Source organism: Cohnella soli, from assembly GCF_042655525.1.
Taxonomy (GTDB): domain Bacteria; phylum Bacillota; class Bacilli; order Paenibacillales; family Paenibacillaceae; genus Cohnella; species Cohnella soli.
This window is the reverse complement of record NZ_JBHSMI010000025.1, coordinates 624,994-641,876: the sequence shown is the minus strand read 5'-3', so window position 1 is coordinate 641,876 and position 16,883 is coordinate 624,994. Positions and strand designations below refer to the sequence as shown.

The 16,883-nt window shown below is 50.6% G+C and carries 14 protein-coding genes and 1 pseudogene; 10 read left to right on the top strand and 5 right to left on the bottom strand.

Annotated elements, in window-relative coordinates; all coding sequences use genetic code 11:
* Positions 1 to 25 precede the first annotated feature (25 nt).
* The 5 genes from ACFPOF_RS15810 to ACFPOF_RS15790 all read left to right on the top strand — a co-directional run bounded on the left by ACFPOF_RS15810 (position 26) and on the right by ACFPOF_RS15790 (position 6,448).
* Positions 26 to 967, top strand: a complete 942-nt coding sequence (locus ACFPOF_RS15810; protein ID WP_378134261.1) for an ABC transporter permease — start codon at positions 26 to 28, stop codon at positions 965 to 967.
* Between the two features lie 7 nt (positions 968 to 974).
* Positions 975 to 1,856, top strand: coding sequence for a carbohydrate ABC transporter permease (locus ACFPOF_RS15805; RefSeq protein WP_378134259.1), 882 nt, complete (start codon positions 975 to 977; stop codon positions 1,854 to 1,856).
* 41 nt (positions 1,857 to 1,897) lie between these two features.
* Positions 1,898 to 3,478: an extracellular solute-binding protein gene (locus ACFPOF_RS15800; RefSeq protein WP_378134257.1), complete on the top strand. Its 1,581-nt coding sequence runs from the start codon at positions 1,898 to 1,900 to the stop codon at positions 3,476 to 3,478.
* A gap of 18 nt (positions 3,479 to 3,496) precedes the next feature.
* The gene (locus ACFPOF_RS15795) at positions 3,497 to 5,632 is read left to right on the top strand and encodes a beta-galactosidase (RefSeq protein WP_378134255.1); all 2,136 of its coding nucleotides are present in this window, start codon (positions 3,497 to 3,499) and stop codon (positions 5,630 to 5,632) included.
* 228 nt (positions 5,633 to 5,860) lie between these two features.
* The gene (locus ACFPOF_RS15790) at positions 5,861 to 6,448 is read left to right on the top strand and encodes a YjgB family protein (protein ID WP_378134253.1); all 588 of its coding nucleotides are present in this window, start codon (positions 5,861 to 5,863) and stop codon (positions 6,446 to 6,448) included.
* Positions 6,449 to 6,539: 91 nt separating this feature from the next.
* On the opposite strand, the gene ACFPOF_RS15785 is transcribed toward ACFPOF_RS15790, so the two are convergent.
* On the bottom strand, positions 6,540 to 6,794 hold the full coding sequence (locus ACFPOF_RS15785; protein WP_378134251.1) for a tyrosine-type recombinase/integrase: 255 nt from the start codon (positions 6,792 to 6,794) through the stop codon (positions 6,540 to 6,542).
* A gap of 92 nt (positions 6,795 to 6,886) precedes the next feature.
* Positions 6,887 to 8,125 (bottom strand): mandelate racemase/muconate lactonizing enzyme family protein, encoded by a 1,239-nt coding sequence (locus ACFPOF_RS15780; protein WP_378134249.1) that lies wholly within the window; start codon positions 8,123 to 8,125, stop codon positions 6,887 to 6,889.
* Between the two features lie 238 nt (positions 8,126 to 8,363).
* On the opposite strand from ACFPOF_RS15780, the gene ACFPOF_RS15775 reads away from it, so the two are divergent.
* Positions 8,364 to 10,520: a glycoside hydrolase family 36 protein gene (locus ACFPOF_RS15775; RefSeq protein WP_378134247.1), complete on the top strand. Its 2,157-nt coding sequence runs from the start codon at positions 8,364 to 8,366 to the stop codon at positions 10,518 to 10,520.
* A 121-nt stretch (positions 10,521 to 10,641) separates the two neighbouring features.
* On the opposite strand, the gene ACFPOF_RS15770 is transcribed toward ACFPOF_RS15775, so the two are convergent.
* The 3 genes from ACFPOF_RS15770 to ACFPOF_RS15760 form a co-directional block, all read right to left on the bottom strand.
* Entirely contained in the window at positions 10,642 to 11,322 is a 681-nt protein-coding gene (locus ACFPOF_RS15770) for a GntR family transcriptional regulator (protein ID WP_378134244.1), read from the bottom strand.
* A 119-nt stretch (positions 11,323 to 11,441) separates the two neighbouring features.
* Positions 11,442 to 12,497, bottom strand: coding sequence for a DUF6786 family protein (locus tag ACFPOF_RS15765; protein ID WP_378134242.1), 1,056 nt, complete (start codon positions 12,495 to 12,497; stop codon positions 11,442 to 11,444).
* 24 nt (positions 12,498 to 12,521) lie between these two features.
* Positions 12,522 to 13,310: an SDR family NAD(P)-dependent oxidoreductase gene (locus ACFPOF_RS15760; RefSeq protein WP_378134241.1), complete on the bottom strand. Its 789-nt coding sequence runs from the start codon at positions 13,308 to 13,310 to the stop codon at positions 12,522 to 12,524.
* 309 nt (positions 13,311 to 13,619) lie between these two features.
* Here ACFPOF_RS15760 and ACFPOF_RS15755 point away from each other — a divergent pair, with 309 nt between their 5' ends.
* The 4 genes and pseudogenes from ACFPOF_RS15755 to ACFPOF_RS15740 all read left to right on the top strand — a co-directional run.
* On the top strand, positions 13,620 to 14,354 hold the full coding sequence (locus ACFPOF_RS15755) for an SDR family NAD(P)-dependent oxidoreductase (RefSeq protein ID WP_378134239.1): 735 nt from the start codon (positions 13,620 to 13,622) through the stop codon (positions 14,352 to 14,354).
* Between the two features lie 37 nt (positions 14,355 to 14,391).
* Complete coding sequence (locus ACFPOF_RS15750) at positions 14,392 to 15,255, top strand: transketolase (protein ID WP_378134237.1); 864 nt, start codon at positions 14,392 to 14,394, stop codon at positions 15,253 to 15,255.
* A complete protein-coding gene (locus tag ACFPOF_RS15745) occupies positions 15,252 to 16,313 on the top strand; it encodes a transketolase family protein (RefSeq protein ID WP_378134235.1) in 1,062 nt (353 codons plus the stop codon). Before ACFPOF_RS15750 ends, ACFPOF_RS15745 begins: the two co-directional genes overlap by 4 nt.
* 194 nt (positions 16,314 to 16,507) lie before the next feature.
* Positions 16,508 to 16,883, top strand: a pseudogene (locus tag ACFPOF_RS15740) (YjgB family protein); the annotation flags it as partial.

Below are 16,883 nucleotides of genomic sequence, written 5' to 3'. Positions count from 1 at the left end.
AATACAAAGAGAGGAGGTGCTACATTTGCCAAGCGGAGCTGACACCTGGCGACCAACGACGAAGAAGGCGAGGCTGGGCGCCATCAAGCGTTTTGGCTTCATTTATTTGTTACTCGCTCCCGCTGTGCTGTACTACATTGTCTTCCGGTACTATCCGATGGCGATGCAGGCGATGCTGGCGTTCAAGGATTTTTCGTTATTGGGCGGCGTTTGGGGCAGTCCCTGGGTGGGGCTGGATCAATTTCATGCGCTGTTCGCCAAGCCGGATTTCGGACAAGTCGTAAGGAATACGATTTGGATCAGCTTACTCAGAATCGGCTTCGGTTTTTTTCCTCCGATTATACTCGCGATTTTTTTGTTTGACCTGAGATTTCGGCTGCTCCGCACTTTCAGCCAGATGATTTTGTACATTCCGCATTTCTTCTCGTGGGTAATTGTGTATGCCATCATCTACGCCGTGTTTACGAACAATGGCCTTGCCAATCATGCTATCGAATGGCTGGGAGGCGCACCGCAGGATTTCCTGATGGCTCCCGAGTGGTTCCGAACGTTGCTCGTCGGCTCAGCGATCTGGAAAGAGATCGGCTGGGGCACGATTATCTATCTGGCCGGGTTGACGACGCTCGATTCGTCCCTGTTCGATGCGGCCAAGATGGATGGGGCGGGCCCCTGGAGAAGAATATGGCATATTACGCTGCCAGGCATTCGTCCGGTGATCGTCTTTTTGTTCACCCTTTCGCTTGGCCATATCTTGTATGCGGGGGGAGAGCAGGTTCTGCTCTTTTATAATCCGGCAACGATGGAGGTCGGCGATATTATCGATACCTGGGTCTATCGGCAAGGCTTGACGCAGTTGCAATACAGTCTGGCTTCTGCCATGTCGCTATTCCAATCGGTGTTCGGGCTCTGCCTTGTCGTTGTAGCCAATGCGCTAGCTCGCAAATATTCGGGAGCCGGGATATGGTAGGTGCAATATGAAACACGCAACAAGCGAAAATGTTTATCAAATGCTGGCTTTCATCGTTATCGTCACGTTATCTGTACTGTCGCTTTTCCCGCTGCTGTACGTCGTCTCGATGTCGCTCGTCCATGAGCAGGAGTGGATTGCCAAGAACGGCTTCATATTATGGCCGGACCAGCCGTCCCTGATCGCTTACAAGCGGTTGTTCGCAGGGGAGGTTATCATGCGGGCCCTTGGGATCAGCGTGCTCCGAACGTTGATCGGAACGTTGACGGTACTGGCGATGACGACGATCACGGCCTATGCCGTCTCGCGGGAAGGGCTGCCGGGAAAACGGCTGTTGCTGTTTGCGGTGCTGGCGACGATATTGTTCAACAGCGGCCTTATTCCTACGTATTTGGTCGTAAGAGATTTGCATCTCATCGATTCGTTCTGGGCGATGATCGTCCCTGGGTTGATTGACAGTTGGAGTGTGCTCGTCCTGAAGCAGTTTTTTGAGAATGTGCCCCGGGAGATCGAGGAATCCGCCCGAGTCGACGGAGCAGGGGAAGGGAAGATCATGCTCGGCATCATGCTGCCGATGGCGGCTCCCGCGCTCGCTGCGATCGGTATGTTTACGGCAGTTGGACACTGGAACGCCTGGTTTGACGCGCTCATTTATTTGAATGATGCAACAATGCAACCGCTGCAGTTGATCTTGCGCAATATGTTTGTCAATCCTCAGCTAGGCTTCGAATTCAACCCCGCGCTGGTGACGAATTCGACGCATCGCGTCTCTGCCGAATCGCTTAAGATGGCGGTTGCCGTAATCGGAACTTTGCCGATTCTATGCATTTATCCTTTCCTGCAAAAATATTTTACGAAGGGCATGTATATGGGAGCGGTCAAAGGATAATGGATAGGCACTCAAATTATACGACACAGAGGGGTTAACAGATGAAAAAGAAGCTAGGGTCTTCCGCGTTCGCCGGAGCGTTATTATTAACCGTCATCGCTGCGGGTTGCTCGGCTCCCAATGAGCCGGCCGCAATGAAGGACGCGACGCCTGACTCGCCGTCTGCGGCAACAAACGCTGCGAAAGACGCCACAAAAACGATCAAGCTGGAAATGGTGGAGAATGGGTGGTTCAACACGCCGACGGATGCAGGGAACCCGTGGCAGCAATGGATCAAGGACACATTTAATATCGAGCTGACGATGAATGCCATGCCGATGGCCGATATGGAAACCAAACTGCTCGTGCGATTTGCCTCCACAGAGCAGCCGGATCTGATCTTCAGCTGGGATCGCAACTTGATCAAGAAATTGCATAAGCAGGGCGTGTTGCTCGATGACTGGACGCCTTATCTGTCGAAGCTTCCGAATGTAACGAAGACGTGGAATGATCAGATGAAGGCCTTCGCCACTGTCGAGGACAAGCTAATCGCCTTGCCCAAGCTGGCGGATGCCTTCACATGGACGCTAATGCTGCGCAAGGACTGGCTCGACGCGCTTCAGTTGTCCGTGCCGACGACCGATGCAGAGCTGCTGGAGGTGCTGCGCAAATTTACCCATGAAGATCCTGACCAAAACGGCAAAGACGATACCTGGGGCATTAGCTCTGCCGGCTCGGGAAGTGATGTCGGCGAGATCAATGTGCTCGAGTCGATGTATGGACAATCCGGCTTCCATGTCGGCGCTGATGGCAAGATGCAGCATTCCATCGTCAACGGCACGCATCTGAAGTTCTTGAAGTTCATGCGGACGGTGGTCGAGGAGAAGCTGATCGATCCCGACTGGTATACGCAAGGCTGGGAGCAGCGGAAGCCCAAGCTGTTCGGCGGCAAGGTGGGCACCGTTCACTATCCGGGGGTAATCGTCCAGGAAAGCGAGAAAGCCAACGGCGCGACGGGCAGCGCGGTCGATTGGTGGGAGGCGATCCAGATCCCGAAAGGCGCGGAGCACGGCGGCAAACGTCCGCCTGCGCCGATCGCCGGCGGCATGCTCGCCGTATCTGCGCAAGCGGCCAAGGACCCGGAGAAAATGGAACGTATCCTGAACTTTATCGATTCGACGGTGTATCCGACGGAAGGCTATTGGTCGATTCGTTGGGGAGTTGGCGTGAACGGACAGAAAGTCATCGATCTCGATGACGGAGCCAAATTCATCAGCTTGAAGGACGATCCCTACCGCAAGGATATGATGGGTCTGTATGACTGGGGGACCTGGGTGGCGACGAGCCAGGATCGAGTGCTCGAAGGTCAGAGCGACAGCCCCGGAGCAGCAGATAAGAAGCAACTGGAGCTGGATGGCAAGGCAATGGCGATGGCTAGCTACACCAATTATCACGAGCTGCTGAACCTCGACCCGCAAATCACATCGGATCTCAAAAAGCTCACGCAGGAGTTTGACATCAAATTTATTTTGGGCAAGGAAACGGATTACGAGGCGTTTAAGCAGAAATGGCTGAAAGCTGGCGGCCAACAGCTGATGGACGAAGCGGCCCGACAGCTCAAAGATATCGGCATGCTCAACTAATCGAAGGGGGAGAGGCTCGTGATCGTCAAAAAAATTGCATTGTTATCCGTTGCCCTGATCAGCCTAGCGGGAGGAGCGCCTGTACAGGCGTCAAGCGCGAGCGTAGATCCGTTCCCGATCGGGATATTCTGGTCGCCGAGTCCGGCAGAGACGACGAGCGCCAAATATCAGGAGATCAAAGATATGAACGCCACCTTCGTGTTTCTCTCGAACGACGTCTATAACTATGCTCAGAATGATGCTGCGCTCGTACAATGTGCAGCGAAAGGCTTGAAATGCGTCGTTCAGGATGATCGACTGGGATCGTATAAATTCACGTTGGGCCAGACGGCCGGCAATGATGGTCAATTTGTGTCGAGCAGTCAGAGCTTGGGGCAGACGTTTACGACTTCCGCCGAGCCCGATGTCGCAATCGATACGATACAGCTGTATATCGACAAATCTCAATGGACGGCAGGCACGACGCTCACCTTGAGCCTCTACACCTCGCCAGGCAAAGAGGAATTGCTCGGCTCTTCCTCGATTACGGGGCCTGTCGCTGACGATTACCCGACCTTTGGGTTATACAAATGGCTGGTTCCAAACACGACGTATTATTTCGAACTGACGAGTGACAGCGCCTCCAACATCGGTTGGGTCGTCGGTCATACGTCGGATGTATACGCTGGAGGGACGGCCTACCGGCAAGGCACGGAGCTTGCCGATTACGATTTTTGGTTCAAGCTGAATTATGGACAAAAAATGTATAGCGGCAACAAGCAGCCGACGACGGAGGCGATTAATGACATCGCGTCCCATTACGCCGCCAATCCCGGGCTGCTGGGCTATAATCTGATGGACGAGCCTGGCGCGGCGGCGTTGACAGGACTGCAAGCGACGATGGAAAAGTTCAGGACGGCCGACCCCCATCATATCAGTTATGTCAATCTGCTGCCCAACTATGCAGGCAATCTCGGCTTTGGCGCTCAGACGGGCGAATTTGTAACCCCCGGCCAAACGCTGGGGCAAACCTTCAAGACGAATGGAAAAACAAGCCACATCTCGACCGTGCAGCTGTACATCGACAAGAGCCAATGGGGGAGCAATGAACCGTTGACGCTGAAGCTTTGGGATTCGCCGTCCAAAACATCGCTGCTTGCTCAAAGCAGCCTGGCTGGCTCAACGACGAACTTTCCATTATTCAATCTTAATGCGGCAGTCAGTCCTAACACCGTTTATTATTGGGAACTGACACATGGCGGAGGCGGCGACAATTCCGTCGGCTGGGTGATCCGTTCGACAGGCGGCGTGAAGCTGGAGAAGGATGGAACCGCTTATGCATCCGGATCGCCGGTGAATGGAGACTTCTGGTTTACACTGAATCAGAACCTGGTTCCGTTCTCCTATGAGGACTATGTGTACCGCTGGGCAAGCAAACAGCCTGATTTTCTGATGTTCGATCATTATCCGTTTCCAACCGGCGGCGGCTTCAGCAACGAATATTACGCCAATCTGGAGATTATCCGGCGACAAGCGCTGGCAGCCTCGCTCGACTTTTGGACCTATATCCAATCGGTAGGCATTACCGGTGCATTGCGTTCGCCATCGGACAGCGAGCTGAGATACAATGTATACAGCAGCCTTGCTTACGGCGCGAAGGGGTTGAACTACTTCACGTACGAAACGCCTAGCGTTCAAGGAGAGTCGTTCCATGACGGGATTATCCTTCCTGGCGGCGCCCAAGGTCCGTTGTACGCATCCGCGCAGTCCGTCAACGGCGAGGTGCTCAAGATCGGGCCGACGCTACGAACGCTGACCTCCCAAGCCGTATATCATACGGGCACGTTGCCTCCCATGACAACGGCGCTGCCAGCCGGTTTTTTCTGGCAGCCTGTCGACGCGACGCAGCCTTTCGTTATCGGCTACTTCAAAAACGACAGCGGCAGGGATTATGTGATGGTCGTCAATAAAGATACGGTTAACGCAAAAACGGCATCATTTGCGATATCGACAAAACCGGCCAAAGTGACTGAGGTTTCCAAATCGACCGGCTTGGAGATGGCAACCGACTATCATGCCTCCAGCGGCATCTTGACTGCCTCGCTCGCTCCTGGGGAAGGCCGGCTCTACGCCCTGCCAGATAAAGTCAAACCTCACAAGCACCGAATCAAATAATAAAAGTATTGAGACAATTCGCTCACATAGTCTGCTTTTCAAGTTCCAGTGGACTAATACTCCGTGGAGGTTCGAGTCTTCTCGACCACACCATCTAATCAACCAAACCCTTCCTTGCAGAAGGGTTTTTCTTCTTTTATCCTCGTATCGATTTGCAACCTTCTCTGCGTTGGCCTCGTTCTATGTGCGTAACGGAATTCGAACCTAACACCAAGGAGAGGTTACACCATGAACTTTACCCTTCGCCACATCGCGCGCAACGTCGCGCTTGTCGCCGTCGCCGCCTTCGGCCTGACTTACGCTTCCGGAGAGCTCATGTATGCGAGCGCATCGCCGGCCGTCGTCCAAACCAAAGCGCAATCGGCGCAGGAGCATGCGTTGGAAACGCTAATGAGCTTCTATAAACCTGCACTGTTAGGTCAATTCCCCGGTGAGGTCAAAGGGCTGACGGTCGGTAAGAGCACGCGAAGTGACGTCGACAAGCTCATCGGCAAAGCCGACGTGCCGGGCAAAGACGCGGATGCTTTCGACGTGTACCACGCGGAGATGGGCCATCCCGGCTACGCGATCAGCTACAAGCTGAACAAAGTTCGCGAAATGCGCTATTTCGGCACGAACGTCGAACGCGAGACGAACATCGGGGGCATTACGCTGAAAATGCTCAAGCAGCATTGGGGCAAGCCAACCGCGACGACGACGATCAAGAACGGAAAGCTCGTGCAACAGAAAGTCGTCTACAACCGCGGCAGCTACGCGCTAACGTTTATTTTCAACGATGCGACGCATCTCGATCATATCAATCTGACGAAGAGATAAACCGGTCGTGGCGGAATTGGCAGACGCGCTGGATTCAGGTTCCAGTAGACTAATACTCTGTGGAGGTTCGGGTCCTCTCGACCGCACCACCCTAAGAATGAATCAGCTCTTGAATCTGTCCTTGTGACGGTTCAGGGGCTTTTTGTTTGATTGGGATTTGCAACATGTTGCTCATGACTTGCGCCGACGAAATCTTGGAACTGTAGTCCAGATGAGCATAAATGTTAGCCGTCGTAGAGTAATGGCTATGTCCGAGCCATTCTTGAATCTCCTTCATACTTACACCATTCGCCAGCAATAGGCTGGCGCAACTATGCCGAAGATCGTGAAATCGAATTCTGCGCATTTCATGCTTCCCCAGTACAATCGGAAAATGTTGCAGCGTCAAGAATCAGATCCACCGCTGGGTCGACATTGTGTTTCCGGAGCTGCGACAGGCTACAAACATACCGAGTCTTGCCCGACGGAAACTCTTGAAGATACATCTTTTCTTGCTTTGAAATCCTCGCGAAGCGCTGTTCCGAGACCTGGAGTGGTTGGAAATTCGACATGTCCGTTGCTGATAGTCAAAATGTTTGTGACACACTCGCTATAATAACCTCCATCATAATAGGCGCGTTCTGTTTCCATCATCATCGCATTGGAGGCATTCGCGCAAATATGCAAGCCGGAGAAAATGGTTACAGGCCCAGTGCCGTCATGGGGAGCAACCGACAAATGGTAGGTATCGGCCAAAGTGGCTATTTTCTTGGCTTCCGTTATTCCTCCAGTCCATACGACATCCATCATCACTACATGTGCCGCTTTAGCTTCGAGAATTTGCCTGAATCCATATCGGGTAAACAGACGTTCACTGATAGACAGCGGTACGCGGATGCTATCCGACAATCTGGCAAGATCACTTGGACTTTCCGGCTGCATAATATCCTCCAGCCAGAAAATTTCGTAAGGCTCCAACGCCCTGCCAATTTTGATCGCGCAATTTAAGTCCCAGCGGGAGTGTCCTTCAATGAGAATCTCCATACGGTCGCCGACTTTTTTGCGAATATCTTCAACAACCCATAATCCTTTTTTCAAATCCTCAAGGCTTAAATAGCTTCCTGCAGGTCCCATAGCCGCCCAGCCGGCAGGTCCGGTCAACGCTTTGCTTTGAATTTGCGGTGCAAAACGATCCCATGGCCAAATTTTCATTGCGGTAATGCCCTGATCCAATAAATTTTGAGCCAGCTCTCCAGGGCGCTCGAAGGAATCGTCCATGTCTTTGTATTTATATGCGTTGATACATGTATTATAGATGCGTATGCGATCGCGGCACTTACCGCCTAACAGTTGGTAAATCGGCATGCCTGTCGCCTGTCCGAGGATATCCCAAAGAGCGATGTCAATCGCGGAAAACGCCCGCATCTCGGCACCGGCATAACCGTAGAAGTTAGCGCAGCAAAACAACGTATTCCAATGATTTTCTATATCGAATGCGTTTTTATCCAGCAGTAATGGAGCAGCCATGTCATGGATAACGGATTCCACAGCACCGGGAATATAAAAGGTTTCACCAAGGCCGACAAGACCGTTTTCCGTAGTGATTTCTACCCAGAGAATGTTGCTTTGCTCTTCCCAGCGGTAAGTTTCAATTTTTACGATGCGATCAATAGCGGTCTCTGACTTATAACTTGTCATAAAATATGACTCCTTCTAGAGAAAATTCAGTTAACAGTCACCGGATAACTGTTGGTATAAGAACAAGACTAAGCAAAACAACTAACATTGTCAATACAAATGTACTGCCGTTGCAGTCTCAAGAAAGGCGCGAACAATTGCAGCTTGACAAATCAGATAGTGAATTCGATACTGTCTATAGGTAACTGATAACTGGTTAACCAAACTGAACCTAGAGATAACAAAAGGAGGATCCCAGTTGAGCAGCAAGCAAATCAAGTTTTATTCGAGCGACGAGAGGCCGACAGCCCGTTACGTGACCGGCACTACCGTGTTCGAGGAATGTTTGCAGAACGGCAGATGGATTCAGTTGTACCGGTCTTCGTCGGGCCAGGTGCAGCGGGAAAATGTAATCCGTCAGCTTCCGATGAAGGATATGGTGTTCGAGTTGAAACCTTACGACCCGCAGGTGTATCCGCTGGACGCCTTCCGGCTGGTCGTCGACGGGCAATCCTTACACAATGAATGGACACTGGCTGACTGTTTCCAACGTCCGGGCGCGCGCAAGGGAACGGAAGAGGCCGTCGTCAAGCTGACCCATCGTATCCGGCCGGTTACCGTTCAGGTCGTGACGACGCTGGACGGCACTCCCGTAGTGGCGAGGCATCTGGAGATTACCAATACAGGAGAGGCGCCCGCCGCATTATCCGGCATTTCCGTTATGGCGGGCATGCTTTGGCACAACCGTTATTACTTCGATATTCCGTTCGACGACACCCGCCGGTCTACGTACAGTCTCGGTTATTTCCGCTCCCGGATTCAGGGGGAAGAAGGGAATTTCACTTGGGAGCCGCTGACGAGCGAGATTTTTAGGGTAGAGAAAAGCCGGGGGGGAATGTTTTACAACCCATATTTTATTGTAAAGAATGAGGCAAACGGAGAATACTGCTTTATCTCGTTGGCCTGGTCTGAGAATTACAGCGCGGAATTCGCCCTGGATCGGGTAAACCGGGCCCTGTCCTTCCAGATCGGACCGGACGGGCCGGGTCCGCTTCGTGTGATCGCTCCTGGGGAAACAGTCATTTCGCCGAAAGTTCATTTCGGTCCCATGCGCGGCAACATGGATACAGCGGTGGAGCTGTGGCACGCGCATGTACGAGACTCAGTCCTCCCGCCTAGGCCGGCCGACAAGAAGATGTATACGGTTACAGGCAGAGTGGTGGAAGAGCCCGGGGACTGGATTCTAAGAGAGATTGACATCGCTGCCGAGATGGGGACGGAGGCGTTCATGGTCGATGCCGGCTGGTACGGCAAGGAATTCGGGTCGTGGGGTAGGTTGCGTGGCGACTGGACCGAGGGAGATTTCCTGCCCGAAGGCGGAATCGCTTTTATTCGCGATTATGTGCATAGCAAAGGCATGCTATTCGGAATGTGGCTGGAGCCCGAATGTTTAATGGAGCAATCAGAGACATTCGCCCGACATCCCGAATGGAAGCTAAAGACGGATCTGAGCGGCGGCTCCGATCATTATCAGTTGATCGATCTGTCTAATCCGGAAGCAGCTGCGCACGTCGAAGCGGTTATTCGGAGAGTGATTGGCGAGTACAAGCTTGATTTCTACAAAACCGACTACAACCAGCGGGTGCCTGAAGGCGGGTTGAGCTTGAGAGACGGATACGCGGAAAATGAAGCATGGAGGCATTACGAGGTAATCTACGGCATATACGACCGCGTGTTAAAGGACTATCCCGGCACCGTCCTGGAGAGTTGCGCGGCGGGCGGCGGCCGGCTGGACCTGGGCATTATGGCCCGATTCCATTACGGATGCCAGTCCGATTTCAGTTATTTTCCGCGCAGCATCCGCTCGATCAACGGATTAACACTGTTCCTGCCGCCGGAATCGCTGTGTTATTATCATAATCATTTTACCTTCGCCCACGAAATGACCGATCTGGACACCCACTTGCGGGTTACGCTGTTCGCGGCGCCGGTGTATGTCGGATTCGGCGCACAGAATGCGGAGCGCACAGGCGTCTACTACGACAAGACGCGCCGGTACATCGCCTTGGCCAAGGGGTTTTGCCGTTCCGTGATGGAAGGGCGGCCTTCGGTCTATCACCATACTCCGTTCATCGGGGTGGATGTTCCGGCCGAATGGTGCGTATTGGAATACGCGGCCAGGGATAGTTCGAAGGGTTACATCGGCCTGTTCCGGCTCGGATCCGCTCCGGAGGAGAGAGAATTTGCGGTTCGTCCTCGCGGTATCGATAGATCGCGAACCTACAAGGTCACAATGGATAACGATGATAGGACATATCTCGTTGCCGGAGCCGATCTGGCCAACCGGGGCATCGTAGTGCAACTGGAAAATCCGCATTCGTCAGAGCTGGTCTTCTATTCGGTCGAGGAGGATTAAGAAAATAGCAAGAAAGGGGGATGTTCCCAGGTCACACGACCTTAAGGGACATCCCTTTACTCATGTACCTAGCGCTGAGCATTACGTTTGCCCGCATTGCAATAAGCTGCTGTAAACCAGCTTAGATTATGTTGTTTTCTGATGGAAAGATGACACCGAATCGTTCGGCAATGAGGCTTTTAGGGAGTAAAAAGTTGTTGTCAATCTTCCGAAGTAAACTGTCTAAATCCCTTTTCTCAATATATTCCACATATTGTTTGTGATTCGCGGCAACCAGGTGATAGTCTTTAAACAGGCTGTTGGTAAATGTAAGCATGTCTGATATAACAGGACTCAATGTGAGCCATGCTTGGAGAAGCGCCCAGTTGTCAGCCAATTTCATAAATTCATGATGAAACTGCATATCCAGATCATGCAGTCGTTCGATAGAAGGCTCTTTCTCCATATCTTCGGTAATTGAACGTAGTGTACTTGTATCCAAACTTGGCCGGCTCATCATCAGCTGAGCAGAGAATTGCTCCATCTGCTGTCTGACAGTAAACAAATCCATGGCATGTTTTTGGGAGAAGCCGACGACTTCAGCACCGCCGTTTGGAAGGGAGCGGACAAGTCCCTGCTGCTCGAGAGCATGGATCGCACTGCGAACCGGTCCGCGGCTTACGCCATATTCTTCGGCAAGCTGGCTTTCCACTAGCCGTTGGTTCGCCTTTAACTCGCCGCTAATAATGCCTAGACGCAGTTGTTGTAAAATATCTCTGGCGAATAAGCTGCGGGAAAATCTGTCCGTTGTTCTCTTCAACATCGTTGAATCCCCTTTAAATAACTCATTATTTTAATCCTATTAGCTATTAATTAAATTATAGTGAAAGTGCCGTTTCTTGTAAATAGTTCACTGTTAACCACTGACAAAATTATATTTGGTTAACCCAGTATAATTTTGCATAGTAACCGGATAGATTGTTCAGTACCTCTATAGCACCAAACCTGATTCACATCCTTTATATTATTTCCATCTACAGCGGGGTTTAAAATGGGAGTATGAATTTCCAATTCTCCGAACTGGCCAAGTGTTCCATCGTCGTTATAGCACTGGACACAGTGACCCGGATCATTCAATTTGGTTGCCCACACGTCCTCATATCGAGCGGAAGGATTCACATTGAAATTGCGGATCAGCAAGCAAGCATCATTCGGAGCGGATGACTGAATATATCCTACCCTGCCGGTGATGTAAGGGGCTTTAATTGAAATTTTGCTGCTTGTCGCCATATTCAATGTAAATTTCACCATTCCGTTGCTGACTGCAGGATTGCCTGCCATCTCAGGTCCGAAGAAGCGATCGACCTCGGCAGTTCCATAAGTGGGAATGATGACTTCCCCGCCCTTTGGAATCTGAAACAGATGCCAGAGCGAAAGCGGGGGAATTGCTTCCGTTGGGCTTTCGAGGGTAAGCTCTGTTTTCAACTCATAGCCGGTGAAGGAATACTTTAACGTATCCTTATCGACAATTCCTACATTCAACAGAGGGTCCTCACAGCTGCGAAATGTTTTATCCATTCGGAATTTGATCGTTTTATTAGATCGATGCGCTTGTATAGCGGTGTTTTGAGACAAGGCAATTGTATCGGCATGACGGTCCTTAAATGCGTAATAGCCCGGATCAAGTGCACGTTGTACGGCATAGGTGTTCCAAAGATCGTCCAGATCGCCGATGAAATACTCGATTTCCGGACTGAGCCAGGTGCGATCTCCGCCTATGTTCCAGTCTTCTCCATCCACATAATGATCGGATGCATAATGCGGATCTGTTAAATTGTGGTGAACCCAAAGCGCATTTTCTGAATCTTCGTCGGTGAACAAGCCGATAACCCTCGCGCCTCTTTCCAGTATGACAACTTTACCTGAACCGGCTGCGGTAATTATGTCGTAACGCAGTTTCAAACCTTCCAACAAATCTATTAATTGTTGAGACTTCATCCTGATATTCACCCTTATGTTTTACTATTCAGAGTCAACTAAGACCGGTTTTTCCCATAGAAAGAAGCGCGCACTGGATCCACCGTCCACGGTAATGACCTGGCCCGTAATAAAATCGGCGTTATCCGAAGCGAGGAAAGCTACGAGCGGAGCCACGTCTTTCGGTGTTCCCACTCTGCCCAAGGGAATTTTTTTGCCGTTCATTGCCGCATCATACCATTCAAAATCGTTATATTTTTCCACTTCAATAACTCCCGGTGCAACTGCATTCACATTAATGTGATGCTTGGCTAAATCAAGTGACAGTTGTCTGGTTAATGCATTAATACCGCCTTTCGTTGAAGCGTAAGCCGCATAATTAGGCATTGTCACTTGTCCGTGAACGGAACTGATGTTGATGACCTTGCCGCCGCCTACTTTGATCATTTCCTGAGCGCATGCTTGTGTACAGAAGAAGGTCCCCTTCAAGTTCGTGTCGATGACACGATCCCAAAAACTTTCTGTCACGTTGAAAAAGTTTTCTACCGGGTCAACTGCGGAATTATTCACTAAAATATCGATGCGGCCAAAGGCTGCGGCGACTTTATCGACCATTGCCGTAATTTGACTGCAATCGGAAACGTCGGCCATAACCGTCATCGCCCGCCCGCCATGACTTAAGATTTCGTTAGCGACAGCTTCCGCTTCCGATTTACTATTCAAGTAATTAATTGCTACATGCGCACCCTGTCGCGCTAATTCTAAAGCGATCCCTTTGCCTATCCCCCTGCCGGATCCAGTTACAATGGCCGCTTTTCCCTCGAGCTTCTTCATTTCTGTAAACCTCCATGACTTGTGTCTACTGTAATAATACGAGTATAGCTTATTGAACTTTTTCGGTAAATAGTAAACGGTTAACGAGTGATAAAAAATCGAAGTATTCCCATTTGTTCAACGAGAACGAGGAGTGGCCAGACCGCCCCGCGACCTGGCTTCCTTTTTCAAAAATGGGTTGACAAGAAGAAAACATATTTTTATTATAAAATCAGATAACTGTTAACCGAATTTTGTTAACCGATAAATGACTTATTGAATCAAGTTATGCCCGAATTAATTCAGCTTAAGACTTTAGGAGGTAACAGGATGAGCTTTAAAGGTAAGGTAGTTGTCGTAACTGGTGCTGGTGGTGGCATGGGTAGAGCGGTAGCGCTTGCATTTGAGAAGGAAGGGGCGAAGTTAGCGTTAACGGATGCTTCGGCCGTCGGATTAGAGGAAACAGTCTCTTTACTTCAAGACAAAGATGTGATTACCGGTGTAGTAGATATACGTAATGTAGCTGCGATTCGTGAATGGATGACTAAAGTGAAAACCGTGTCGGGACCCGTTCAGGCTATTGCCAACTGTGCCGGAGTGTGGCGTGATGCGCCTTTTCAAGAAGTTTCGGAGGATCTGTGGGATTTCACGTTGGATATTAATTTGAAGGGCAACTTCTTCTTCTGTCAAGCAGCGATGGAACAAATGATTGAAGCTGGCGGAGGATCCGTCGTTAATATCGCCTCCACTGCCGGGGAATATGGAAGTATTCGTGCCGCTGCCCACTATGCCGCTTCCAAAGGCGGTATTATCGCGTTGAGCAAATCGTTGGCACGTGAAGGAGCGCCTTCGATTCGTGTAAATGTGGTCTCCCCTGGACCAACGGACACTCCTATGCTTGCGGCAACGGAAGACGAGAAGCGCGAGGTGGCTAAACGACCGATGGTTGGCCGGCTCGGGACTGCGGAGGATATGGCGGCAGCCGTGCTCTATTTGAGCGATCCGAAGAAGGCTGGTTACATTACTGGAGAAGTACTGCGCGTCAACGGGGGAAGCTTGATCTAATTTATAGGTTCATAAGATAGATTATTGGAGGACAGCTATGTTGAAATATGACGAAGTCAGGCCGGGTGGCGTAGCCGCCGATATGCCATTGGATGAATTGGTGTTGGATATGAAGCGTTCCGTTATTCGTATGACGGAAGCTGCGGGTGGAGGTTATATTTCTCAAGGGTTTTGCTCGGCAGAAGTGATGGCAGTAATCTTCTATCGATTACTTCGTTTGGATCCCGCCAACCCGGAGTGGAAACAGCGGGACCGTTTTTTGCTTTCGGTTGGCCATTATGCTATAGCCGTCTATGCCGCTATGGAAAAACTAGGTTTTTTCGACGAAGAAATGTTGGATACTTATAGCGCCGACGGAAGTGCTATTGAGATGATCGGGAGTGAGATCACTCCGGGCTTCGAGATTACCGGTGGTTCGCTCGCACAAGGGCTGTCGCAGGGGGTTGGTTTGGCGATAGCAGCAAAGCTGCGAAATCATCCATGGCGTACGATCGTATATATGAGCGACGGCGAATTGGAGGAAGGGCAAACCTGGGAGGCGGTAATGGTAGCCAAGCATCACAAGCTAGACAACCTGCTTGCCATCGTCGATGTGAATGGAGTTCAGGCTGACGGCAGAATAGAAGATGTGACCGGCATCCTACCGATCGCTGAAAAATGGCACGCTTTTGGATGGAATGTTCTTGAAATCGACGGGAACAATCTGGATACTGTCATGAGCACGTTGCAAGACTGCTTTATTCCTAATGGCAAACCAACCATTATTGTGGCAAATACGATTATGGGCAACGGAATAACTCAACTCCACGGTAAACTGGATGTGCATTATGTGAAATGGTCCAAAGAAAACTCCATCCAAGCCTTAGCGGAGTTAGCTCGTGAAGGAGTGGATAATTCATGATTGATGCTACAAGTGCGGTTATATATAGCGGCAAAGATAAAGCGGAAACAAAGATGAAGGCATATGGCCATAAATTGGCTGAGGTTGGGAAAATAAATAACAATATCCTTTGTCTTAGCGCGGATTTGACCTCGCAAACGGAAGCAGATATTTTCCGCAGTGCTCATCCGGAAAGATTCCTCAGTATGGGTATGGCTGAGCAAAATATGATTGGCGTTTCTGCGGGGTTAGCGCGGGCGGGGGAAATTCCATTCGCTCATAGTTTCGCGTGTTTTATAACAAGAAGGTGTTTTGACCAAATTGCCATGTCCGTTGCTTACCCCCGTTTGAATGTAAAGCTTGTTGCTATGATGCCGGGCATATCGAGTCCAGGCGGCGCGTCTCATCAGGCGATCGACGATCTGGCCATGATGCGCGCAACTCCAAATATGAATATTATCGACCTGGGAGAAGCAACGGAAGTGGAGCAAGCTGTATCATTGGCAGTCGAAACTGACGGCCCCGTCTATTTAAGACTTCGTCGCGGACTACTGCCGGTATTATTCGATAAAACAAAATTTCGTTTGGAGCTTAAGCAAAGTTACCTGCTTCGCCGTGGGAACGATGTCGGTATCATTACTTCCGGACTGATGACGGAACGTGCACTGCAAGCGGCGGCCATACTTGAAGAGAACGGGATCAGCACCAGCGTGTTGCATATTCCAAGCATCAAGCCATTGGACGATGAGGGCATTCTCCATTTGGCATCGGAATGCAAGCTGCTTCTTACGTTGGATAATCACAGTATTATCGGCGGATTAGGCAGTGCTGTAGCGGAAGTTGTTTCAGAAAGCAGGATTAAGGTGCCGTTTCACCGGATTGGACTAAGAGATGTTTATGGGAAAGCAGCCTCGAATGCCTATTTATATCGATATTTCGAATTTGATCCGGATCAAATTGCTTCGGTAGCCGCACAACGACTTGAAGGTGATAGGGTCGTGGAATTTAAGACTGGCTGGGATGTAAATCAGGCAGGGGATAAGGAAACCGGTTGGGGAGAAGATTGGAAGGATAAATAAGGGAAGGGGATATCAAGCAGACACTTCATACCAAATTGCAAATTACAAATTATGCGAGGGTGAGGTCATCGTTTGTTTCTTGGGACAGGCAGGTCCTTATCAAGCGATTGTAATTAGGCTTTTTACACCAGAAAGGAAATTAATTTTTTGCTCCGCTAAAATCTGTCGATGGTAGTGGAGCAGGGCAGATTTGAGTGTCGTTCTCTCCGAGTTCTCTCAAACGTGCAAACCTTCGCCACATCGCGCGCAACGTCGCGCTTGTCGCCGTTGCCGCCGTCGGCCTGACTTACGCTTCCGGAGAGCTCATGCATGCGAGCGCCTCGCCGGCCGTCGTCCAAACCAAAGCGCAATCGGCGCAAGAGCATGCGTTGGAAACGATAATGAGCTTCTATAAACCTGCACTGTTAGGTCAATTCCCCGGTGCGGTCAAAGGGCTGACGGTCGGTAAGAGCACGCGAAGCGACGTCGACAAGCTCATCGGCAAAGCCGACGCTCCGGGCAAAGACGCGGACGCTATCGACGTGTACCACGCGGAGATGGGCCATCCCGGCTACGCGATCAGCTACAAGT